Here is a 17,033-nt window from a genome sequence, read left to right as displayed (position 1 = left end):
GGGTGCGTGCTCGACGAGTGGGTGGTCTCGACAGGCTCGACCAGCGGTGGGGGCTCGATCAGCGGTGGGAGCTCGACCAGCGGTGGGGCTCTCGACCAGCGGTGGGGTGGTCTCGACAGGCTCGACCAGCGGTGGGGCGCTCGATCAGCGGGTGGGCTCAGCCGAGTTGCGGCGCTTGCGCTCGTAGGAGGAGCCGGCGATCCAGAATGCGACCAGCGACAGCAGATCGGACTCGGTGACGCCGTGTCGCGAGGAGAATGCGATCAGGGTGGCTCCCTCGATGGGGCCGTTCCAGATAATCCAGGCGACCGCGACGCCTGCCAGCACCAGCGACGCACGCCCCGATGGCCTCATGAGCGCCCACAACCCGCAGGCGAACAGAAGATTGAGAAGGACAAGGGCGTGGAAGAAGTCGGGGACGCGCACTCGATAGATTCTGCCGCGTAATGATAACGACGAGCCGATCTGACGTCGGTAAATGCTGTGAATCCCCTATGTGTCTCACATAGTCGATAGTCTGAGCGCGTTGCACCGCCGATACGCATGGGGAGAGTGAATGGCACGCATTACGCGACCAGTTCCGATGATCCGTGCGGCGGTCGTTGCCCTGATTACGGCGGGAGCCTTGGTCGGCGTCATGCCTGCACATGCTGACGCCGCGGTGCGCACCTTGACGGTCGCGCAACCCGGCGGAACCGGTAAATACGGCGCGGGTTGCACCTACACACTCACCGCGCGGGTGACAAACGATGACCCGGTGACATTCTCTGTCCGGCAACCGACGCGGTTGGCCAATGGAAAGCTATTGCGATTCACCTTCGACGTCGTGCCGCGCAAACACGTCGCGATTTTCCACTGGAGTCCTGTTGTGGAAGGACGCTTCGTACTCGGTGCGCGGCAAGGGAATTCGCCTTGGAAACTGCGCGGTGCCGACGTCGGACGGCGGTTGGATCTGGGGAGTTCGTGCTCGGGGATCTGAGCTGATCCCCGAGCGTGGTGGCTCAGTGAGCGGCTTCGAACGCTTCTACGATTTCCTTGGGAAGCCGTCCACGCGGGCCCACCTCGTAGCCTTCTTCGATTGCCCACTCCCGAATATCGCTCGTCGACGCCGCCGACTTGGACGAGCCGGATGACTTCTTGGTGGTCACCCGAGGCGCCGTGGACTGCTTGCGGCCGCCGATCCTGGTGGAAGCCTCAAGGAGTTTGGCGACAGTGACACGGCCGTTCTCGACCTTGTCGAGATTTGCGCTGGAAATATCGAGCTGATATTCAACGCCGAGCCAGGACCAGAGAACCGTGTGGACGTCGTCGAGGTCGATCTCCCGACCGTCCAGATCATCAACAAATGCGACTGAGCGGATGGTTGCCATGTGTTGAGGTTAACTGATGCTGTCGGACGTTCGAGCGACAGACACGTGACTCGCGCACAAATCTGCGGGAGTAATCGTCCGAGAGATCCGAGTTTACCGACGACTGCGCGAGGAAATTCACGATCAAAAACCCCGTATGCGGAGGCGATAGGCTGAGCGCATGGACGCGCTTTTCGTATGCACCGGCAACATCTGTCGTTCGCCGATGGCGGAGCGGATCTGCCGTGCTGTGGCCGCAGAACAAGGGGTCGAGTTGACGGCTTCGAGCGCAGGAGTCGGAGCACTCAACGGCCAGACGATGCACCCCTTCGCCAGCGAAGTACTCGCCGAAAATCGCGTCGATGCAACAGGTTTCGAGTCGAGGTATCTGCAACCGCGCATACTGGCGCCCGCAGACATCGTGCTCTGCATGACTCGCGAGCATCGTGCCGCCTGTCAACGAATGCTGCCGGTCCGTTGGAAGCGGATGTTCACGCTCATCGAGTTCGTCGAATTGGTGTCGACGCTCGACGGCGACACCCCGACGACCGACGCGTCGCCGAGTATCGACGCGATCATGGCGGCACGTGGGCGAATCGACACCAACTCCGCGCACCTCGACATCCTCGACCCGATGGGCCGACCGAAAGCCGATTTCGAGCGTGTCTATCGTGAACTGTCGCCGCAAGTCGGTGCCCTTGTGCAGTGGGCTCGGCGGTCCGTCGTAGGTCAGTAAGCTCCATCGCCACGGGCAACCGTGACGACGGTACGCAAGAGAATTCGGACGTCTTGCTCGATCGACCAGTTCTCGACGTAGTACATATCCAACTCGACGCGCTGCTCGTCGGTGGTGTCCGAGCGGCCGGAGACCTGCCACAAGCCGGTCATTCCGGGTTTCACGAGTTGGCGTCGCTCGACGAACCCAGGGAACGTGTGTCCTTCGCCGTGCACGAGTGGCCGCGGCCCGACAAGACTCATCTCGCCGAGGATCACGTTGATCAGTTGTGGGAACTCGTCGATACTCGTTCTGCGGATGATGCGGCCGACCGGGGTGATCCGCGGGTCCTTCTTCATCTTGAAGAACATGTCATCCGCTTGGGGGCCGCTGCCGCGCAACTCGGCCAGCCGCTTATCGGCGTCCTGATACATCGAACGGAACTTCCACATTCGGAACGACTCGCCATCACGGCCGATCCGTTCCGGACGGTAGAAGACAGGGCCGCGATCGGAGACCTTGATAGCGATCGCAATGACCAGCAGTATCGGCGAGAGGAGCAGAAGTCCGGTCGCGGCGACGAATCGATCGAACAGCGCTTTACCCCACCCGGAACGACTGCTGTAGCCAGGCTCGTCGACGTGGATGAGCGGGACGTCGGCGATGGATTCCAAGGTGATCTTGGGACGTGCAAGTCCGACCAATGACGGAGCAATCAACAGGCCGATACCGGCTTGGGACAAGCCAAAACGCAGCGCGCGCAACCATTCTGCTTCAAGCGGGGTGGACGAGGCGATGACGATGTAGTCTGCTGCGGCACTCAGGGCGGCATCGACGATATAGCCGGGATCCTCGATCATCGTCGGATCCTGGATGGCGGGAGCGGGCGGCTCGACAGTTCCGACCGGAATGTAGCCCAACGACGGGTTCTTCGTCATCGTGTCGCTCATTCGAACCGCGGACTCCGGGCCGCCGACAATCAACACACGCGTCGACGACGCCCCGTCGCGTCGGCGCCGCGAAGCGATGTACAGCGAGCTCACTGCGTGCGCGGTCATACACCCCACGAAGCCGGTGATGATGGCGATCAGAAGCGTCTGGCGAGGAATCGGAACCCCGAGTACGAGCACGACCACGGCGACGACCGCCAATAGTTTGGCGGTGGCCACGAACACGCGAACGAACTCTTCGAGACCACGCCCGAGTATCCGTTGGTTGGTCGAATCCTCGCGTGCCATCAGCAGCACCCAGCAGGCCCCCATGCCGATACCGAACACCACGCGCTCGACGACGGACTTCGCCACCGGAACGTCGTTGCTGATCGCGACGGCGAAGGCGATACCCCCAGCGATGGAGAGTATCTCGGCGGCTCTCACTACGCGTGCGTGAAAGCGGGTGGTGACGTTACCGCGTGCCGACCGAGACTGCGGCCGTTGCGACTCGTCGCGCGACGCTCTCGGCAAGGCGAGTCGAAGAGTTCCAGCTCGTGACGTCTGGATAGAGCTGAGTGGTTGTGGCGATACTGAGTCTTGTGTTTGGTACATGGCCATCCGAAATCTGTTGTGACTGACCGACAAACGGGATCGGCTCTACGAAGGGGGCGGCGAAGACCTTGGCTGCCAGGACGTCGTCGCTGGCGATACGGTCTGGGTATAGGGCGCATAGCTGGCTTGTCCAGCGGGCCGCAATCGCATCGGAATCCTCGCTGAAGAGAGGCGAGTCCCGAGTGGTGTACTTCATTGTGTAAACCAGCGAATGGTCGCCGTAGCGATGGGTTCCAGACAGCGCGGACATCTCGATGACGCCGTCGAACTCTGTGTCGCAACCGATCACAGGGCTCCAGTAGTGTCCGTCGAGCGGCTTGCGAAGCAGGAACGCAGCGTTGACGACGCCCTGATAAGTGTGCTCGGCCGGGGGAAGAGCTGCTCGGAGGCTCTCGTCAGCGAGCTGATGGAGCACCGGAATCGGAACGGTCGACACCAGGAAGTCGCTGGTGATCACGCGGTCATCCAGCGCTACCTCGACGCCGCTGGAGGTCTCTGTCACGGCGGTTACCCGAGCGGAGGTCTCGACGATGCCTCCGCGGTCGCGTATCGCCTGACAGAGCGCTTCAACGATTGATCGGTATCCGCCACTCGGATAGCCGCGAACGGCTACGTTCTTCTCTCTGCCCAGGCGCTCGTAGATGTAGCGAGCCGGCACGAGTGAGAACGCATCCCCGAACTTTGCGCCGAGCATGGGCTTGAGCAGCTTGGCCCAGACAGCGGGACCGTACAGTTCCGATAGCCATGCCTCGGTGGTCATGTGGTCAAGGTCTTTGCCTCGCCCGAGGTACCGGAGCGTCACCGACACCGCACCGAACCTGACTCTCTCGAGAATGCTCAAGGCGCGGAACCTGAGCAGATCGAGCGGAGTATTGAACGGGTAACGGTGACGATCTACCAGCATTCCCATGGTGGTGGAGCGCCATTCGATCGATTCGCGAAGGCCCAGGTCGTCGAGGAGCTCGAGCAACGCGTCGTCGCTGGGCATGATGCAGTGGTAGAAGCGCTCGATCGGATGACCTCCGATTTCGCCCTCGACGCCGAGTCCGCCGAGCTGCGTGCCCTGTTCGAGCACGGTCACCGGAACGTTGCGTTGGGCCAACCGGTACGCGACAACCAGACCGGCGATGCCTCCGCCGATGACGGTGACGCCGGTCGAACTCTGGGAGATCAATTTCGTGCTGCCAGATCAGGCACAGGCGTGATCTGTTCGCGCAGTACGAGTTTCGCGTACTGTCGCAGCGTCAGCGCGAGTTTGAGTTTGGAGGCGCCCTGTTTGAGGTCGTACTGCAACACCATCGGGACCTCGACGACGCGTGGCTGGAGATGCCGGAGTTTCATCAGCAACTCCACCATGCAGGCGAAACCTTGCTCGGTGACAAGACTGTCGCCCCAGTACTCAGTTGCACGGCGCAGCAGTGAAACTCGATAGGCCCGGTACCCGCAGGTGAAGTCGTGGAGATCTTCGATCGCGATCAACCGGGAGAACACGGTCGCAGCTCCGCGCGAAAGCAGACGCCTGAAAGGGGGTGCTGTGGTGTCGTCGCCGCCGGGGGTGAACCTCGATGAAACGGCCAGGTCGGCACCGGCGTCGATCGCTGTGATCATGGCATCGAGCAGCGCAGGATCGTGAGTGTTGTCGGCATCCATGATCGCGATGATGTCGTCCGACGAGGCGACCCGGAGTGCTGCACGGATGCCCGTCTGGACTGCCCGCCCCAAACCTTGATTGACCGGGTGCTTTACGAGCTGAACATCGAGTCCTTCGAGCCCTTCGGAGGCGATGGCGGCTGTTTGATCGATCGATCCGTCGTCAATCACCCACGCCTTCAGGTGGATTGGCAACTCCGTTCGGCGTAGCCGCTCGAAAAGTGGTCGAAGAGAGTCTTCTTCGTTGTAGGCCGGAAGGACCAGATGGAGCGTTCGTGTCTGAACCAGGCTCTTCGGGCCACGGCTCTTGAGACCCACGCTCTGGGCGCTGTTCGAATGAATGTCATCCGAATGAATGACACTCGTGGTCTGATCCGGAAAGGATTCAATGACCATACTTCCCCCCAAGGAATGATCCGACTTCCCCGTGTCGGATAACGAATGGTGGATTCACATTAACACCACTCTGTCCGGAATGCCATGGCGGCGTCTATTAGCCGATCGACGAGTGATGTACGTTTCTTCGGTTTGCGAAGAGTTATGTGGCCTGTTGCGCGTTCATCGAAAACTCGGGTGGGAGCTCGACCCGTGCATCGAATAACTGCGCGATCGCCTTCGCGCTCCGGAATGCTGCCAGTCCGTCGCCGAAGGGGTTTCCGCGAGATGCCATGGAGGAGCGCAAGTCTGGGCTGTCCAGCAGCTTGCGCGCGGTCGCGAGGATCGTGTTCGTGTCAGTTCCCACCGAGATGGCGCACCCGTGCTCGATCGCTTCGATTCGTTCCGTAACCGTCCGTGCCACCAGGACGGGCACACCGAACGTGGGTGCCTCTTCTTGGATTCCGCCGGAGTCGGAGAGGATGACCGTAGCAGCTTTCATCACTCCTACGAGCGCCTCGTAGGGGAGGGGATCGGTGAGCGTGACACGGTCGTGTCCGCCAAGTACCTGGTGAACCTGTTGCCGGACAGAGGGGTTGGGATGCGTTGGGCAGATCACTTCCAGGTCGGGGTACTCGGTCAGCAGCTGCGCAACCGCCCTCAGTACCTGGTCGAGGGGCGAGCCCCAGGACTCGCGGCGGTGCATTGTCAGCAGAACCACGGGCCCAGTGGTTGCGCTGGCCTCCGGAAGATCTGCCGCGATGCGGATCACGGCGTCGACGACTGTGTTGCCGGTCACGTAGATCCGGGCTTCGGGGACTCCGTCGGAAATGAGATTGTCTTTTGCTCGCTGCGTCGGCGCCAGGTGCAGATCGGCGACTTGTCCGATCAGCTTGCGGTTTGCCTCTTCGGGAAACGGCGAGTGGAGATCATGTGACCGCAGACCTGCCTCCAGGTGTGCAACCGGGATCTTTGCCCAGAACGCTGCAAGTGCTCCGGCCAAGGCTGTCGTGGTGTCGCCCTGTACCACAACAAGATCGGGACGCTTCGCCGCCCACAGTTCGGAGAGGCCGGTGATCAACGCCGCGGTCAGGGTCGGTAGACCGCCGTCACCACGGTCGATCTCGAGTGCGAGGTCGGGGGTGATCCCGAATGCCTGCAGTGAGTCCCTCACCATTGTCGGATGCTGCCCACTTGCGACGAACTGCACATCGAACGATAGTTCGCGGAGCTCACTATAAAGAGGAGCCAGTTTGATGGCTTCCGGGCGGGTTCCGGCAACTAGATGAACGGTCGGCACGCGCGCTAGACTACCCACATTCCCGAGTTCGGGATAGTGAACGGGGCGGATTCGAGTTGACGTGATAATCGACTATTTCTACCTTGCTGCAGCGGTGGGGGCCTATGCAGCCGGGTTGCTTTGTCAGAGTGTGGGCGCAAGACGTTCCGCTCCTTCCGGAGCGGGCGTTCGTGGGCTCACCCGTCTGATTGGTGATCCGGTGTACATCGTCGGATTCGCCTGTCAGGTAACGGGTTTTACACTTGCCTTTCTCGCTCGAGCGCATTTGCCCCTGTACCTCGTCCAGGGTGCCGTGTGCGCGTCTGTGGCGCTAACGTCGCTCCTGGGATTCGTGCTTTTGCGGCGGCGAACCTCCGCAAGCGAGTTGGCGGTATTCGGCGTCATGGCGAGCGCGATCGTTCTGTTGTTGGTTGTCTCGCGTCCGTCGAACAGTTACGAGATCGGCGGTCTGGCACTTGTCGGTCTCGTGACGGTTGCGTTTGTAGTTGCTGGAGCGACGTGGTTTGCATCACGGAGTGCCGGCGCGGTTCCGCTTGCGTGTCTGGCCGGTGTGAGCTTTGCGATTCTGGCGGTGGCGGGGAGACCCGTCGCGTCGCACGTCGGCTTCGGGCTCCTCGCTGATCCGCTCGCGTGGCTTGTGGTGGTGACCGCAGTGGTCGGGCAACTGCAGATGGGGCTCGCGCTGGCGCGGGGTTCGACGACCCTCGTCGGCTCGGTGATGGATGCGGTGACCCTTCTGGCTGCGTCGAGCGTCGGATTTCTGCTGCTCGGCGACCGTGTAGGCGATGGTTTGGCGGTGTGGGTGATCGTCGGTCTTGCGGCCTGTGTCGGTGGGGTCATAGCCATGGCAGCAATTGAGAAGAGCCAGGTACGCGCGATGTCGAAAGACGTTGCGGCGCGCGCTGGTCGACTTCAGACCTATGTGCCGGAAGGATGACATGAACTCGACAACCCTCGCGAGTGTGTCGGTCGATCTTGACAACGTGTGGTCGTACTTGAAGACACACGGAGATCCCGAGTGGGAAGCCCGACCGAGCTATCTTCACGTGGCGGTGCCGCGGATCGTCGAGCTATTCGGTGAACTCAACCAGAGCACAACGGTTTTCGTCATCGGCGCAGATGCAGCTCGCGATGACGGCGCAGAAGCTGTCTCGTCGTTTGCTCGTTGTGGACACGAAGTGGGAAACCATTCGTACGAACATGAGCCGTGGCTGCAGAGGTACGACGCGCAGCGGCTTGCCGCAGAGGTCGATAGGACGCACGAAGCCATCGTGGCAGCAGGAGCCCCTGCGCCAGTTGGTTTTCGAGCCCCTGGCTACAGCCACACTCCGGAGTTGTTCAAGCTGCTCATAGAGCGGGGCTACCAGTACGACGCGAGTGTGCTGCCGACGTGGATCGGTCCACTCGCGCGGTATCAGCACTTCCGCAGTACCGAATTGTCAGACGAACAACGAGATGATCGTGCCGACCTGTTCGGCGGATTCGGGCAGGCGCGATGGAGCCTGCATCCCCAGCGGCTGCGGGCCGAGGGCGGTCAGATCGTAGAACTGCCGGTCACAACCCTTCCGGTTGCTCGTGTGCCCATGCACGGTTCGTACCTCATTCAGCTGTACTCGATTTCGCCGAGACTTGCGCGCGGCTATTTTCGTGCCGCGGTGCGCCTATGTAGGGCGCGCGGGGTCGGTATGTCGATGCTCATTCATCCCACCGACATCCTCGACCGGCGGGACGCACCCGCGATGGAGTTCTTTCCCGGCATGGGCGTCGCGGCGTCGGACAAGGTCGCGTTCATCACCTGGGTGGTCCAAACGATGCAGGCGAATTTCGACGTGGTGGGTACCGGCGATCACGTGGCGGCGATGTCGGCGCCCGGGGTATCGCTTGCCTCCGCGGAGATCGGGCGAGCATGCGTCGAATGAACCCGAGGATCGACGTCATGCGGCGACAAGTGCGGGTGTTGCCGGGTCCGGAATACTGTCCACAGTCCGGCGATCAGCAGTACCGTGCCCGCGTACAACGTCACGCGCATCAGCCAGATGGAGAAGTGCGCGACACCGAGCTCGTTACCGAGTCGATCGAAAATGTAGTAGTGCGAAATGGCTGCACCGAAGAACAACAGGGCCAATCCCGGTGCAAGTCGTTTGCGCAGTCGGGGATCGGACGCTACTTCGAGAGAACCGAGCACGATCGGCGCGATCAGCCACGCTGCGTCGTAGCTGAGGTGGTAGAGCGTCACCGTGACAAGTGTCAGACCCAGCAGGACGGAAATCGATTCGAAACGGTACGACGTTCGTCGAACCAAGAAGTACGCGGCAACAACACCTGCGATGGCGATGGCGACTGTGGTCGCGGTCGAAATGCCCAATCCGGCGTGCTGGAGGCTCCCGACGATATCGATTCGCTCATCGAGCCAATCCGCCGTTCGTCTCGACGACGACTCGCTGATGTTTCCGATGAGGCTGTCGACCCAGCGGGGCACTCCGGAGACACCGCCGGCCATCACCAAAACTGCGGCGAGGGAGAGGGCTGCGCTCAATCCGACGCCGAGCAATGCTCGTCGCCATCTGCTTTGCGCAATCAGAACGACGACCACGGCCAGCCCGATATGTGGCTTCATGCAACACAATGCGACGAGTATCACGCCGATGTACTTGTTGCGCACCATGATTGCAGGGACTGCAAGCAAGACGTAGACGATACTGGGCTGACCGAGGTAGTAGGCCAGGCTCACCGGACGGGAGAGCAGAAGAAGAATCACTCCCCACGTCGCCAGCATCCCGCGCCTGATGGCGCCCTCGCGTCCGGCCGGGATCAGCGTCGCGGGGATGTTCTCGGCCACGCGCAATCCGAGCCAGCAACCGGTCGCGATGATCACGGTCATCCCGATTATGGCAGCGACGACGCTGGCGGTATTCCAATCGGCCCATCCAAGGGGAGCCCAGAGCAACAGATGGCCCGGTGCGTACGTCGGGTAATCGAGAGAGTGGGGGAAATTTTGAAGGTACGTCTGAGTGTCATAGGGATTATTGCCCATGACGAACCAGGAAACGGGGCGCCACGTAGCGTCGCGGAAATCGACGAAGGACAGATGGCAGAGGTTTTTCCCGCAATCGACAGCGCCGTCGGCGTCGATCCGGTCTGCCAGCGCCTTCCTCATGAGCGAAACGGCGAGCGCAATCATTGCGGCGATGGAGACTACGAAGAGAGGGATCTCCCAGCGGGCGTCGAATCGGCGTTTCAGCGGCATCGGGTCACCTCCGTCCGATCAGGGCGCAGAACTGCGTGCTCACTTTACACAGCGAATCCGCTCATGCACCTGTCTGGCTATACATGGTGACCGCCGCCGAGAAGCCCACGACCGAGGTGCGCCGTAGTTTCAGCCTCCGGTTCGTAGCCGCCGGCGCAGGTTTGTTATGCACCTTCTTGATGACCATCGTTGCGTATCGAGCGCTCGATGCAAGGCAGGCCGCCGTCTTCTTCGCGATCCTCGCAGCTTTGTCGATCGGCCCCATGGTCGGTCGATTGGGGTTGGGGCCAAACGTTATACGGCTACTACCGGCGGCAAAGACAGCAGATGAGGCCAAACAAATCGCCTCCGACCACTTGCGGGCAACCGCGGTGCTGTCGCTGATCACGGCACCCTTCATCGGACTGATCGCGACGTGGCCACTACGCGGTGATTCGCAATACTGGCCGGTGCTGCTACTCACGGTAGCGGTGGTGGTCGTCGAGTCGATGCGGCTGACCCTCAGCGATATCTTCGCTGCTCACGGGCGGGTGGGAATGGCCGTGTTGACCACTCACCATATTCGCAGCACGATCGTGCTTCCCGCGGTGGCCTTGCTGCTTTTCGCGTTCGACAAATCATCGCTGACGGAGGTTCTCGGCGTATATACCGCCGTGGCCACGATCCAGTTGGCAATTGCGCTGACCGTGGGTCGCGCAGAAGTGTCGTTGACGACGCGTGGTCATTTGCGCGCCCTGCGCGATCCGATACGTCATGGCGCCAAACTCTTCGTTCTCGACCTCTCCGCATTCGTGTGTCTTCCGGCTACGATTTGGCTCGCTAACTTCGCGTTCGCACCGCACGACGCGGCAATCTATGCGGCCGCAGCCACTTTGGCCCTGCAGGTGACGATCCTGGAGAGTCTCGCATCCCTCGCCGTGACGCCGGCTGTCGCGCGGGAGTGGGTCTTGGGGAATCGTGAGCGAGTGGTGTCGATACTTGCGGCGGTGGCCACACTCGGTTCACTCGTGACGCTCGTGATCGTGGCATTTCTGGCGATTCTCGGAGAGACCGTTGTCTCGTGGGCTTACGGCCCCTCGATGGCCGCTGCGGGACCGTTGCTCCTGGTCCTCGCCGCAGGTGGGATCGCGAAAACAGCGTTGGGCGGGAACATTACGATGCTGGTCATCAGTGACAACATCGATCGTGCCGCGTGGTCGGCGTTCGCCGTGCTGGTAGTGGCCGTGCCCGCAGGCATCGCGGCGGCGTTCGCGGGTGGCCCGATGGCTTTGGCGATCGTCTCGGCGTGCGCGGTGACGTTGACCGCCGTAGTCCAATGGCTCAGCGCGCGTAGCGTTCTCGACGACACGCCACGACCGAGCCTCGACGTACGCGCATCATTGGCGACGTTCCGCTGACGGGTTGCCGGCTTGGCCGGTCAGCCGCGCTGATGTCAGCGGGACGAAGGCGAAATGGCCTCTAGTACGCGCTCTGCGGAGAGGTGCCACGAGAATCGCTGCGTGTTCTCGTGCCCCATGCGAATCAGCTTCGCGCGCAAGCCACTGTCTTCTGAGATGCGGCGCACACCGTCAAGCATGGCCTGGGTGTCGTTGGGAGCGAAGTAGATTGCAGCGTCACTCGCGACCTCGGGGATCGCGGCGGCGTCACTGCAGATCACGGGACATCCCGAAGTCTGCGCCTCGATAACGGGGAGACCGAAGCCCTCGTATCGGGAGGGGAAGACCAATGCGCGGCAGTGGCGATACAGGTATGCGAGCTCGGCGTCGTCAAGACGACCGGCGACTGTCGCGCCGGTCGCGAGTGGAGAAGCATCGCTGAAGACCTGGGGATTTCCGGACGCTCCCACGACGATGGTCGAATAGCCTTCGGAGACAAGCGCATTGACCGGGTCGGAAAGGTTCTTGTGTTGCGCCAGCGTACCGACGACGACGAAAGAACTGCTCACGTCCGTTGTGTCCGCCAGCTCAGGCGCCCGCTCTGCGACTGTGTCGAAACCGTCGGCGGCACAGTGCGCCACAGTAAAGCGCTCGGCAGGAACGCGAAGGTACTCGGCGAGTTCGCCCGCGCTGAACCGGGACACCGTGACGAGATGTGCTGCTGTGCGTGACAGCAGGAAGTACATCACGGCGTAGAAGGCCACAAAGGACCGCCGGAAGGTGGCCGAAAACCGGAACGGCGTGGCGTCGTGCATCGTCACCAACTGCTTACGTTTGAGCAGCGGTGCAGGACCGGCGAAGTTGAGCAGAAGCGCGCCGCGACTGGCGATCGGCAGATGAAGCTGTTCGAAAGCGACGCCGCTCCAGCGAGAGCGATCCACCCGGGCACCGCTGTCTGTCAGCCACTGCGGAACCGATGCGTCGGCGGGAACGTCGACGACGAATCGGCGTTCTGGCGCAAGCGTCAAGAGCGCACGGACCATCTCATTGGCATACCGCTGAGTACCCGTCAACGATTGCGCGAGCCACTTGCCGTTGATGTGAATCTCGTTCATGTCATGTTTTCAAATAGCGGATCGTAGAGTCGACGCAGTGCTGTGCGTTGCGCGTCGTCGGTGTTGTCGGCGATTGCACGTCGCGTCAATTCGGTCTGCTCGGTGTAGGTTTCGGGATCGCCAAGAGCTTTCAGCAGAGGTCCGAGTTGCGACGGGCGTTCGATCGTCATCGGCATGTCGAATCCATGGATATACGGCTGAGCACGTGCGATCACCGGAAGCCCGGCCGCCGCTGCCTCGAGGATGGAGATCGGAAATCCCTCCCATCGAGCGGTGTGGAGATAGACATCACCCGAGGCAAGCGTCTTCAGCGCCTGTTCACGATTGAGCCATCCCGTCACATCGACCTCGGCTGCGCGCAGCAGGTCGACGTGCTCCTCGTCGCCGCCGCCGATCCACGTAGCCTCGACGTCGGCACCCGTCTCGCGAGCGGCTTTCACCGCTTCCGCGAAGAAGCGCGCGTCTTTCTGCGGACCCAGCCTCCCGTTGCCGATGATGCGCAGGCGTTCCGCGGACGTTCGTTGATGACGTGGGATGTGCGCGGGCGTCACATTCGGCACCATGACGGCTCGCGGCCGCGAGATCGGCCATTGTGACAATTCGCGTTCGCGCGGCGAACATGCGCCTATTGCGGAGGTGTTGAAGGACAGAAGCCATTCGGCGAACCGGAATCCGGATCGAACAACGGTGGGTACGTCGCGTCGCTCGAACGCGTAGCAATGTGGTGTGTAGACGATGGGTGAGCGAGGTGAGTTGCGCAGCGCCAACCGGACATACACCCCCGCCTTACTGGAGTGAGCATGAACGGCAGCTGGGCGCCCCTCGCGCAAGGTGCGGTTGAGGAACCGGATTCGGTTCGGGGTGCCCGCCGGAAGCTCTGTCGCTGAGGCGAACTGGGTCAACGACGCCGTGTCGACTGTTGCTTCGGCGCGTGTGGAGTACAGGAGGTGGTGCTCGATATCGGGATAGTTGCGCACGTAGTCGCCGATGGCGGCTGCCGTCCCGCTCGCGAACGACTCGGTGACGTGGAAGAGTCGCGCGTTGCTCGTGCTACCGGTCACGGAACCTCGATCGGGGTGCCGTTGCGCGTCCAGCCAGAGGTGGATGTGGCTGAACGGGGTGCATTGGTCACGAAGGGCTGAACCGAATCATTGACCAGCGTGATCTGAGTGAAAGAGATGTTGCTGACGGTTCCGCCACTGTCTGCGAGCACAGCGACGTCGCGTCCCGCTTTTGCCGGTGTCGACGTCACTGTCACACCGGACACCCGCACATTGCTCACACTGCGGCCGGCATTTCCCGAATAGACAAGGATCGAACCGTGCACAACGGTTCCGATATTGGCGGACGTTATCCGTCCGTTCGATGCAGACACCTGTGAAACCGACTGGGTGTAGTAGGGGTTGCCTTCGCTCGCGATATACAGGCCCGCGCCGGAGGTGTTGGACACGTTGAAACCGGTGATCGCGACGCGGGTGCCTCCGACAACTGTGATTCCTCGACCCCAGCGGTTTCCGTTGACGGTGATGTTCGATTCCTTGATGTCCGAACACAGGCCGTTGTCGCCGTAGCTCACTACGGCGACCCCGTCATCGCCGGTGCCCGAGGTCGTCACGTTACTCACAGAGCCGCCACTCGCTCCGTTGGTCATGTGGACGCCGTCGGCGAGTGTGTCCGACACGTTCACCCGGTCGATGGTGAATCCCTTTGCACCGTCGACGAAGAGTCCGGCCGCTGCGGAGCCGCGGATGTTCACGTCGCGGACGGTGTCATTCGTGCCACTTATCACGAGCTTGTGCTGATCGAGTCCGGACTGGCGTGTGCCACTGGTCGCGCCGGCGAATGTGATTCCTGAGATGGACACGCCGTCGGCAGTCACCTGGACTGACGAAGTCAGATCATTCGTGGCGGCAAGGGTTGTGCCGTTACCTTTGATCGTCACGTTGGGCACTCGGATCTTGAGCACTCCGGAATGGCGATACGTTCCGCTGTCCAATTGGAGTGTCGAACCGGGGGCCAGCGCGTCGAACCTGCTCTGCAGTTCCTGGGTGTGGTCAGTATTCGGTGGCGCAGTGGCAGCCGAACCGCATCCCGTAATCATGAAGAGCACCGCCAAACCTACTGGTAGGACGGCACGCCGCCACGAAGCCCTCATCTCGTCACCCCTCCTGGCTGAGAAACGGTCAGATAGGTTGACGAATCCGGGGCGTCAGATGGTCCCGGCTTTCTCGACTTGTTTACCCTCGTCGCGAGATACGCGACCAAAAGCAATCCCACCCAAGCGGGCGCCGCTCGGCCTTGAGCCCAGTAGAGGTAGCGGGGCATTTCGAGCAATCCTGTGAACATCACCGGGTACATGAGCATGCCAATCAAAGATCCGTTGCAGAAGGCGCGATATGTGACGCCGACAATTATGCCAGCGATCGCGAAATAAACGAGGCCTCCGAAATGTCCGTAATCGGTAAATGGTCCGGTATATCCACTGGGATTGTTGAACTCTGGATTGCCGTGCTGTGCGAGGAGGGGCCTGTAATCGGACGGACCGAGAGGGAAGGCGCTGCGGTGTGGAGGCAGCGTGCTGTACACGTGTTGGATACCAGGTGCCGTCCACACGACCTCGAGTGTGTCGTAGGGCACCCGCCCTGGCCACCGCATGTTGTCGTAGATGATCTGACCGTTGTTGATCGCGGTGGCGTAGTACCCGGCGAGTCGATCGGCGGCGAACTGGACGAAGCTGTTCGAGGTGCGTGTGCGATAGAACGACCACGATCGGAAATATTCGAACAATCCGAAAACGAGAAGCAGCACGGGAAGTGAGGCGAGCGGAATCCACTGGGCGAGGACATTTCCGCGCCGGCTTCGGTTCCCGAGATACGCACTACCGATGACAGCCAGCGGGACAACCAGCTCGAGCACGGCGAGTCTCTCGGAGAAAACGTAGGCGCGTCCGATCGCGAGAAGCATCACAGCCGTGATGATGCCGATCTGCCGTCTGCTCTTTCCCTGTGTCAGTACGAGTGCGGCCACGACCACCGCGGGCACGCCGAACTGGGTGAGAGTCGTGACCCCAGCAATTGTTCCGATCGCATCTTTTGTGGGTGTTCCGTCTGCTGCTGTCGCGTTCAGGAGTTCTGCAGGCGTGATGCCCGATTTGGCGATCAGATAGCCGAAACCGAGATACCCGAACACTGTTAATCCGAACATCACCGAACTCGCTCGAACCAACAGAGCAAGTGTGTTCGGCTGCATCGGGGGCCACTCACCGCGCGCCACGGGCCGGCGCCGTACGAGTGTCATCCCGATCAATGCGGCCAAAGCCAACACGAGGACGCCCGAGCCGAACATCGCCACCGTTGCGTTATCGAGCGTCCGTGCAGACCGCCAGAGGGCACGAAACTCCTGATCGCTGATGAATACGGTCGGTATCAGTGAAAGCGAACCAACCACCAGCGCGATGGCTGTCGGCGATATCCACCAGACTGCCCGCGAACTCTGCGAACTCACCTGTCCCTACCGAAGTAGCCGACGAGTTCGCCCCTGAGATAGGCGAGATCGGCTCGCGCGTGGACTCGGTCACCCCGAACGTCGCGAACCGCGCTGCCCACCACTTTGCGCGCGCCGTGGTATCCGAACTGGGCAAGCGACAGCCGATGACGACGCCAGAGGTGGCCGTTGCCGACGCCGTATTTGAACATCTTGTCGACGAATGCCTCGGTGATCGCGTGACGATCATCGTCCTGCAGGATCTGTACCGACGGCTCATAGGAGAGCGAGTGCCCGGCGGCGATGAGGCGAAGGACGAGGTCTGAGTCTTCACCTGCGCCGCGGAGACCGGGTGCACCGACGCCGATGCTCTCATCGAAGGGAGCGCGTGACGGCAGCGCCTCCGTGCGGAAAAAAAGGGTGCTCGAAATGCTGGTGCGTGGAAAATTCAGCCGTGTGACAGTCGTCGGTCGTCGAAGCCACCGCTGCATCGACGGCTGACCATCTTCGGTGACCTGCATGCCACTGACCCCTGCGAGTTCGGGCTGCTCGTCGAGAATCCGAGCCACGGCTTCCAACGTGTCCGGCTTGTACCAACAGTTGTCGTCCGGGTACGCGACCACGGGCGCGGTGACAACTTGGGTACCTGCGTTGCGTCCGGTGGAAACTCCGCGTGGGCTTCGCGCGGCATGGACAGGGCCCGGGAGCCCCGCAGATGTCAGCATGGCTGCGCATTCCTGCGCATCGCTTTGATCGACGACGATGAACTCTACGTCTTCGGCAATCGTCGAGTTGGCGACGGAGTCGAGTAATCGACCGAATTCACGCGGTCGACCAATCGTGCTGCACACGAGTGAAATTCTTGGCGAAGTCATTGCG

At 61.6% G+C, this 17,033-nt stretch carries 17 protein-coding genes; 5 read left to right on the top strand and 12 right to left on the bottom strand.

The window, feature by feature from the left end; translation table 11 throughout:
• Positions 1-144: 144 nt before the first annotated feature.
• Positions 145-426: a hypothetical protein gene (locus A5788_RS02585; protein WP_064867086.1), complete on the bottom strand. Its 282-nt coding sequence runs from the start codon at positions 424-426 to the stop codon at positions 145-147.
• A 130-nt stretch (positions 427-556) separates the two neighbouring features.
• On the opposite strand from A5788_RS02585, the gene A5788_RS02580 reads away from it, so the two are divergent.
• Complete coding sequence (locus A5788_RS02580) at positions 557-979, top strand: hypothetical protein (RefSeq protein WP_064867088.1); 423 nt, start codon at positions 557-559, stop codon at positions 977-979.
• A gap of 22 nt (positions 980-1,001) precedes the next feature.
• On the opposite strand, the gene A5788_RS02575 is transcribed toward A5788_RS02580, so the two are convergent.
• A complete protein-coding gene (locus A5788_RS02575; protein WP_049700822.1) occupies positions 1,002-1,370 on the bottom strand; it encodes a histone-like nucleoid-structuring protein Lsr2 in 369 nt (122 codons plus the stop codon).
• Between the two features lie 160 nt (positions 1,371-1,530).
• Here A5788_RS02575 and A5788_RS02570 point away from each other — a divergent pair, with 160 nt between their 5' ends.
• Positions 1,531-2,085: an arsenate reductase/protein-tyrosine-phosphatase family protein gene (locus A5788_RS02570; RefSeq protein ID WP_064867090.1), complete on the top strand. Its 555-nt coding sequence runs from the start codon at positions 1,531-1,533 to the stop codon at positions 2,083-2,085.
• Here the strand turns inward: A5788_RS02570 and A5788_RS02565 are convergent.
• From A5788_RS02565 to wecB, 4 genes are all read right to left on the bottom strand, one after another.
• Positions 2,079-3,440: a sugar transferase gene (locus A5788_RS02565; protein ID WP_064867092.1), complete on the bottom strand. Its 1,362-nt coding sequence runs from the start codon at positions 3,438-3,440 to the stop codon at positions 2,079-2,081. The genes A5788_RS02570 and A5788_RS02565 overlap by 7 nt on opposite strands.
• Positions 3,441-3,468: 28 nt before the next feature.
• Entirely contained in the window at positions 3,469-4,782 is a 1,314-nt protein-coding gene (locus A5788_RS02560) for an FAD-dependent oxidoreductase (RefSeq protein WP_064867094.1), read from the bottom strand.
• Positions 4,779-5,654: a glycosyltransferase family 2 protein gene (locus tag A5788_RS02555; protein WP_082938045.1), complete on the bottom strand. Its 876-nt coding sequence runs from the start codon at positions 5,652-5,654 to the stop codon at positions 4,779-4,781. The genes A5788_RS02560 and A5788_RS02555 overlap by 4 nt, the downstream gene beginning before the upstream one ends.
• 142 nt (positions 5,655-5,796) lie before the next feature.
• Positions 5,797-6,933, bottom strand: coding sequence for a non-hydrolyzing UDP-N-acetylglucosamine 2-epimerase (wecB, locus tag A5788_RS02550; RefSeq protein WP_064867095.1), 1,137 nt, complete (start codon positions 6,931-6,933; stop codon positions 5,797-5,799).
• A 382-nt stretch (positions 6,934-7,315) separates the two neighbouring features.
• On the opposite strand from wecB, the gene A5788_RS02545 reads away from it, so the two are divergent.
• Together A5788_RS02545 and A5788_RS02540 are read left to right on the top strand one after the other, a co-directional pair.
• The gene (locus tag A5788_RS02545; RefSeq protein ID WP_049700827.1) at positions 7,316-7,870 is read left to right on the top strand and encodes a hypothetical protein; all 555 of its coding nucleotides are present in this window, start codon (positions 7,316-7,318) and stop codon (positions 7,868-7,870) included.
• Between the two features lies 1 nt (position 7,871).
• The gene (locus tag A5788_RS02540) at positions 7,872-8,852 is read left to right on the top strand and encodes a polysaccharide deacetylase family protein (RefSeq protein WP_064867097.1); all 981 of its coding nucleotides are present in this window, start codon (positions 7,872-7,874) and stop codon (positions 8,850-8,852) included.
• Here the strand turns inward: A5788_RS02540 and A5788_RS02535 are convergent.
• Positions 8,780-10,180 (bottom strand): glycosyltransferase family 87 protein, encoded by a 1,401-nt coding sequence (locus A5788_RS02535; protein WP_064867099.1) that lies wholly within the window; start codon positions 10,178-10,180, stop codon positions 8,780-8,782. The genes A5788_RS02540 and A5788_RS02535 overlap by 73 nt on opposite strands.
• 179 nt (positions 10,181-10,359) lie before the next feature.
• On the opposite strand from A5788_RS02535, the gene A5788_RS02530 reads away from it, so the two are divergent.
• Positions 10,360-11,577, top strand: a complete 1,218-nt coding sequence (locus A5788_RS02530; RefSeq protein WP_231894261.1) for a lipopolysaccharide biosynthesis protein — start codon at positions 10,360-10,362, stop codon at positions 11,575-11,577.
• Positions 11,578-11,612: 35 nt separating this feature from the next.
• Here A5788_RS02530 and A5788_RS02525 read toward each other — a convergent pair whose 3' ends face one another.
• Genes A5788_RS02525 through A5788_RS02505 form a run of 5 tightly spaced genes read right to left on the bottom strand, consistent with a single transcriptional unit; the run spans position 11,613 to position 17,029 of the window.
• Positions 11,613-12,671: a glycosyltransferase family 4 protein gene (locus A5788_RS02525; RefSeq protein ID WP_064870170.1), complete on the bottom strand. Its 1,059-nt coding sequence runs from the start codon at positions 12,669-12,671 to the stop codon at positions 11,613-11,615.
• Complete coding sequence (locus A5788_RS02520; RefSeq protein WP_064867103.1) at positions 12,668-13,732, bottom strand: glycosyltransferase; 1,065 nt, start codon at positions 13,730-13,732, stop codon at positions 12,668-12,670. Before A5788_RS02520 ends, A5788_RS02525 begins: the two co-directional genes overlap by 4 nt.
• On the bottom strand, positions 13,729-14,772 hold the full coding sequence (locus A5788_RS02515) for a right-handed parallel beta-helix repeat-containing protein (RefSeq protein ID WP_156525431.1): 1,044 nt from the start codon (positions 14,770-14,772) through the stop codon (positions 13,729-13,731). The genes A5788_RS02520 and A5788_RS02515 overlap by 4 nt, the downstream gene beginning before the upstream one ends.
• A gap of 50 nt (positions 14,773-14,822) precedes the next feature.
• On the bottom strand, positions 14,823-16,175 hold the full coding sequence (locus A5788_RS02510) for an O-antigen polymerase (protein WP_064867107.1): 1,353 nt from the start codon (positions 16,173-16,175) through the stop codon (positions 14,823-14,825).
• Positions 16,172-17,029 (bottom strand): glycosyltransferase, encoded by an 858-nt coding sequence (locus tag A5788_RS02505; protein WP_082938046.1) that lies wholly within the window; start codon positions 17,027-17,029, stop codon positions 16,172-16,174. The genes A5788_RS02510 and A5788_RS02505 overlap by 4 nt, the downstream gene beginning before the upstream one ends.
• Between the last annotated feature and the right edge of the window lie 4 nt (positions 17,030-17,033).

The sequence above is a fragment of the Gordonia sp. 852002-50816_SCH5313054-c genome, from assembly GCF_001665925.1.
Taxonomy (GTDB): domain Bacteria; phylum Actinomycetota; class Actinomycetes; order Mycobacteriales; family Mycobacteriaceae; genus Gordonia; species Gordonia jacobaea.
Note: the sequence above shows the minus strand (reverse complement) of the source record. Positions and strands in the feature narration are given on the sequence as shown.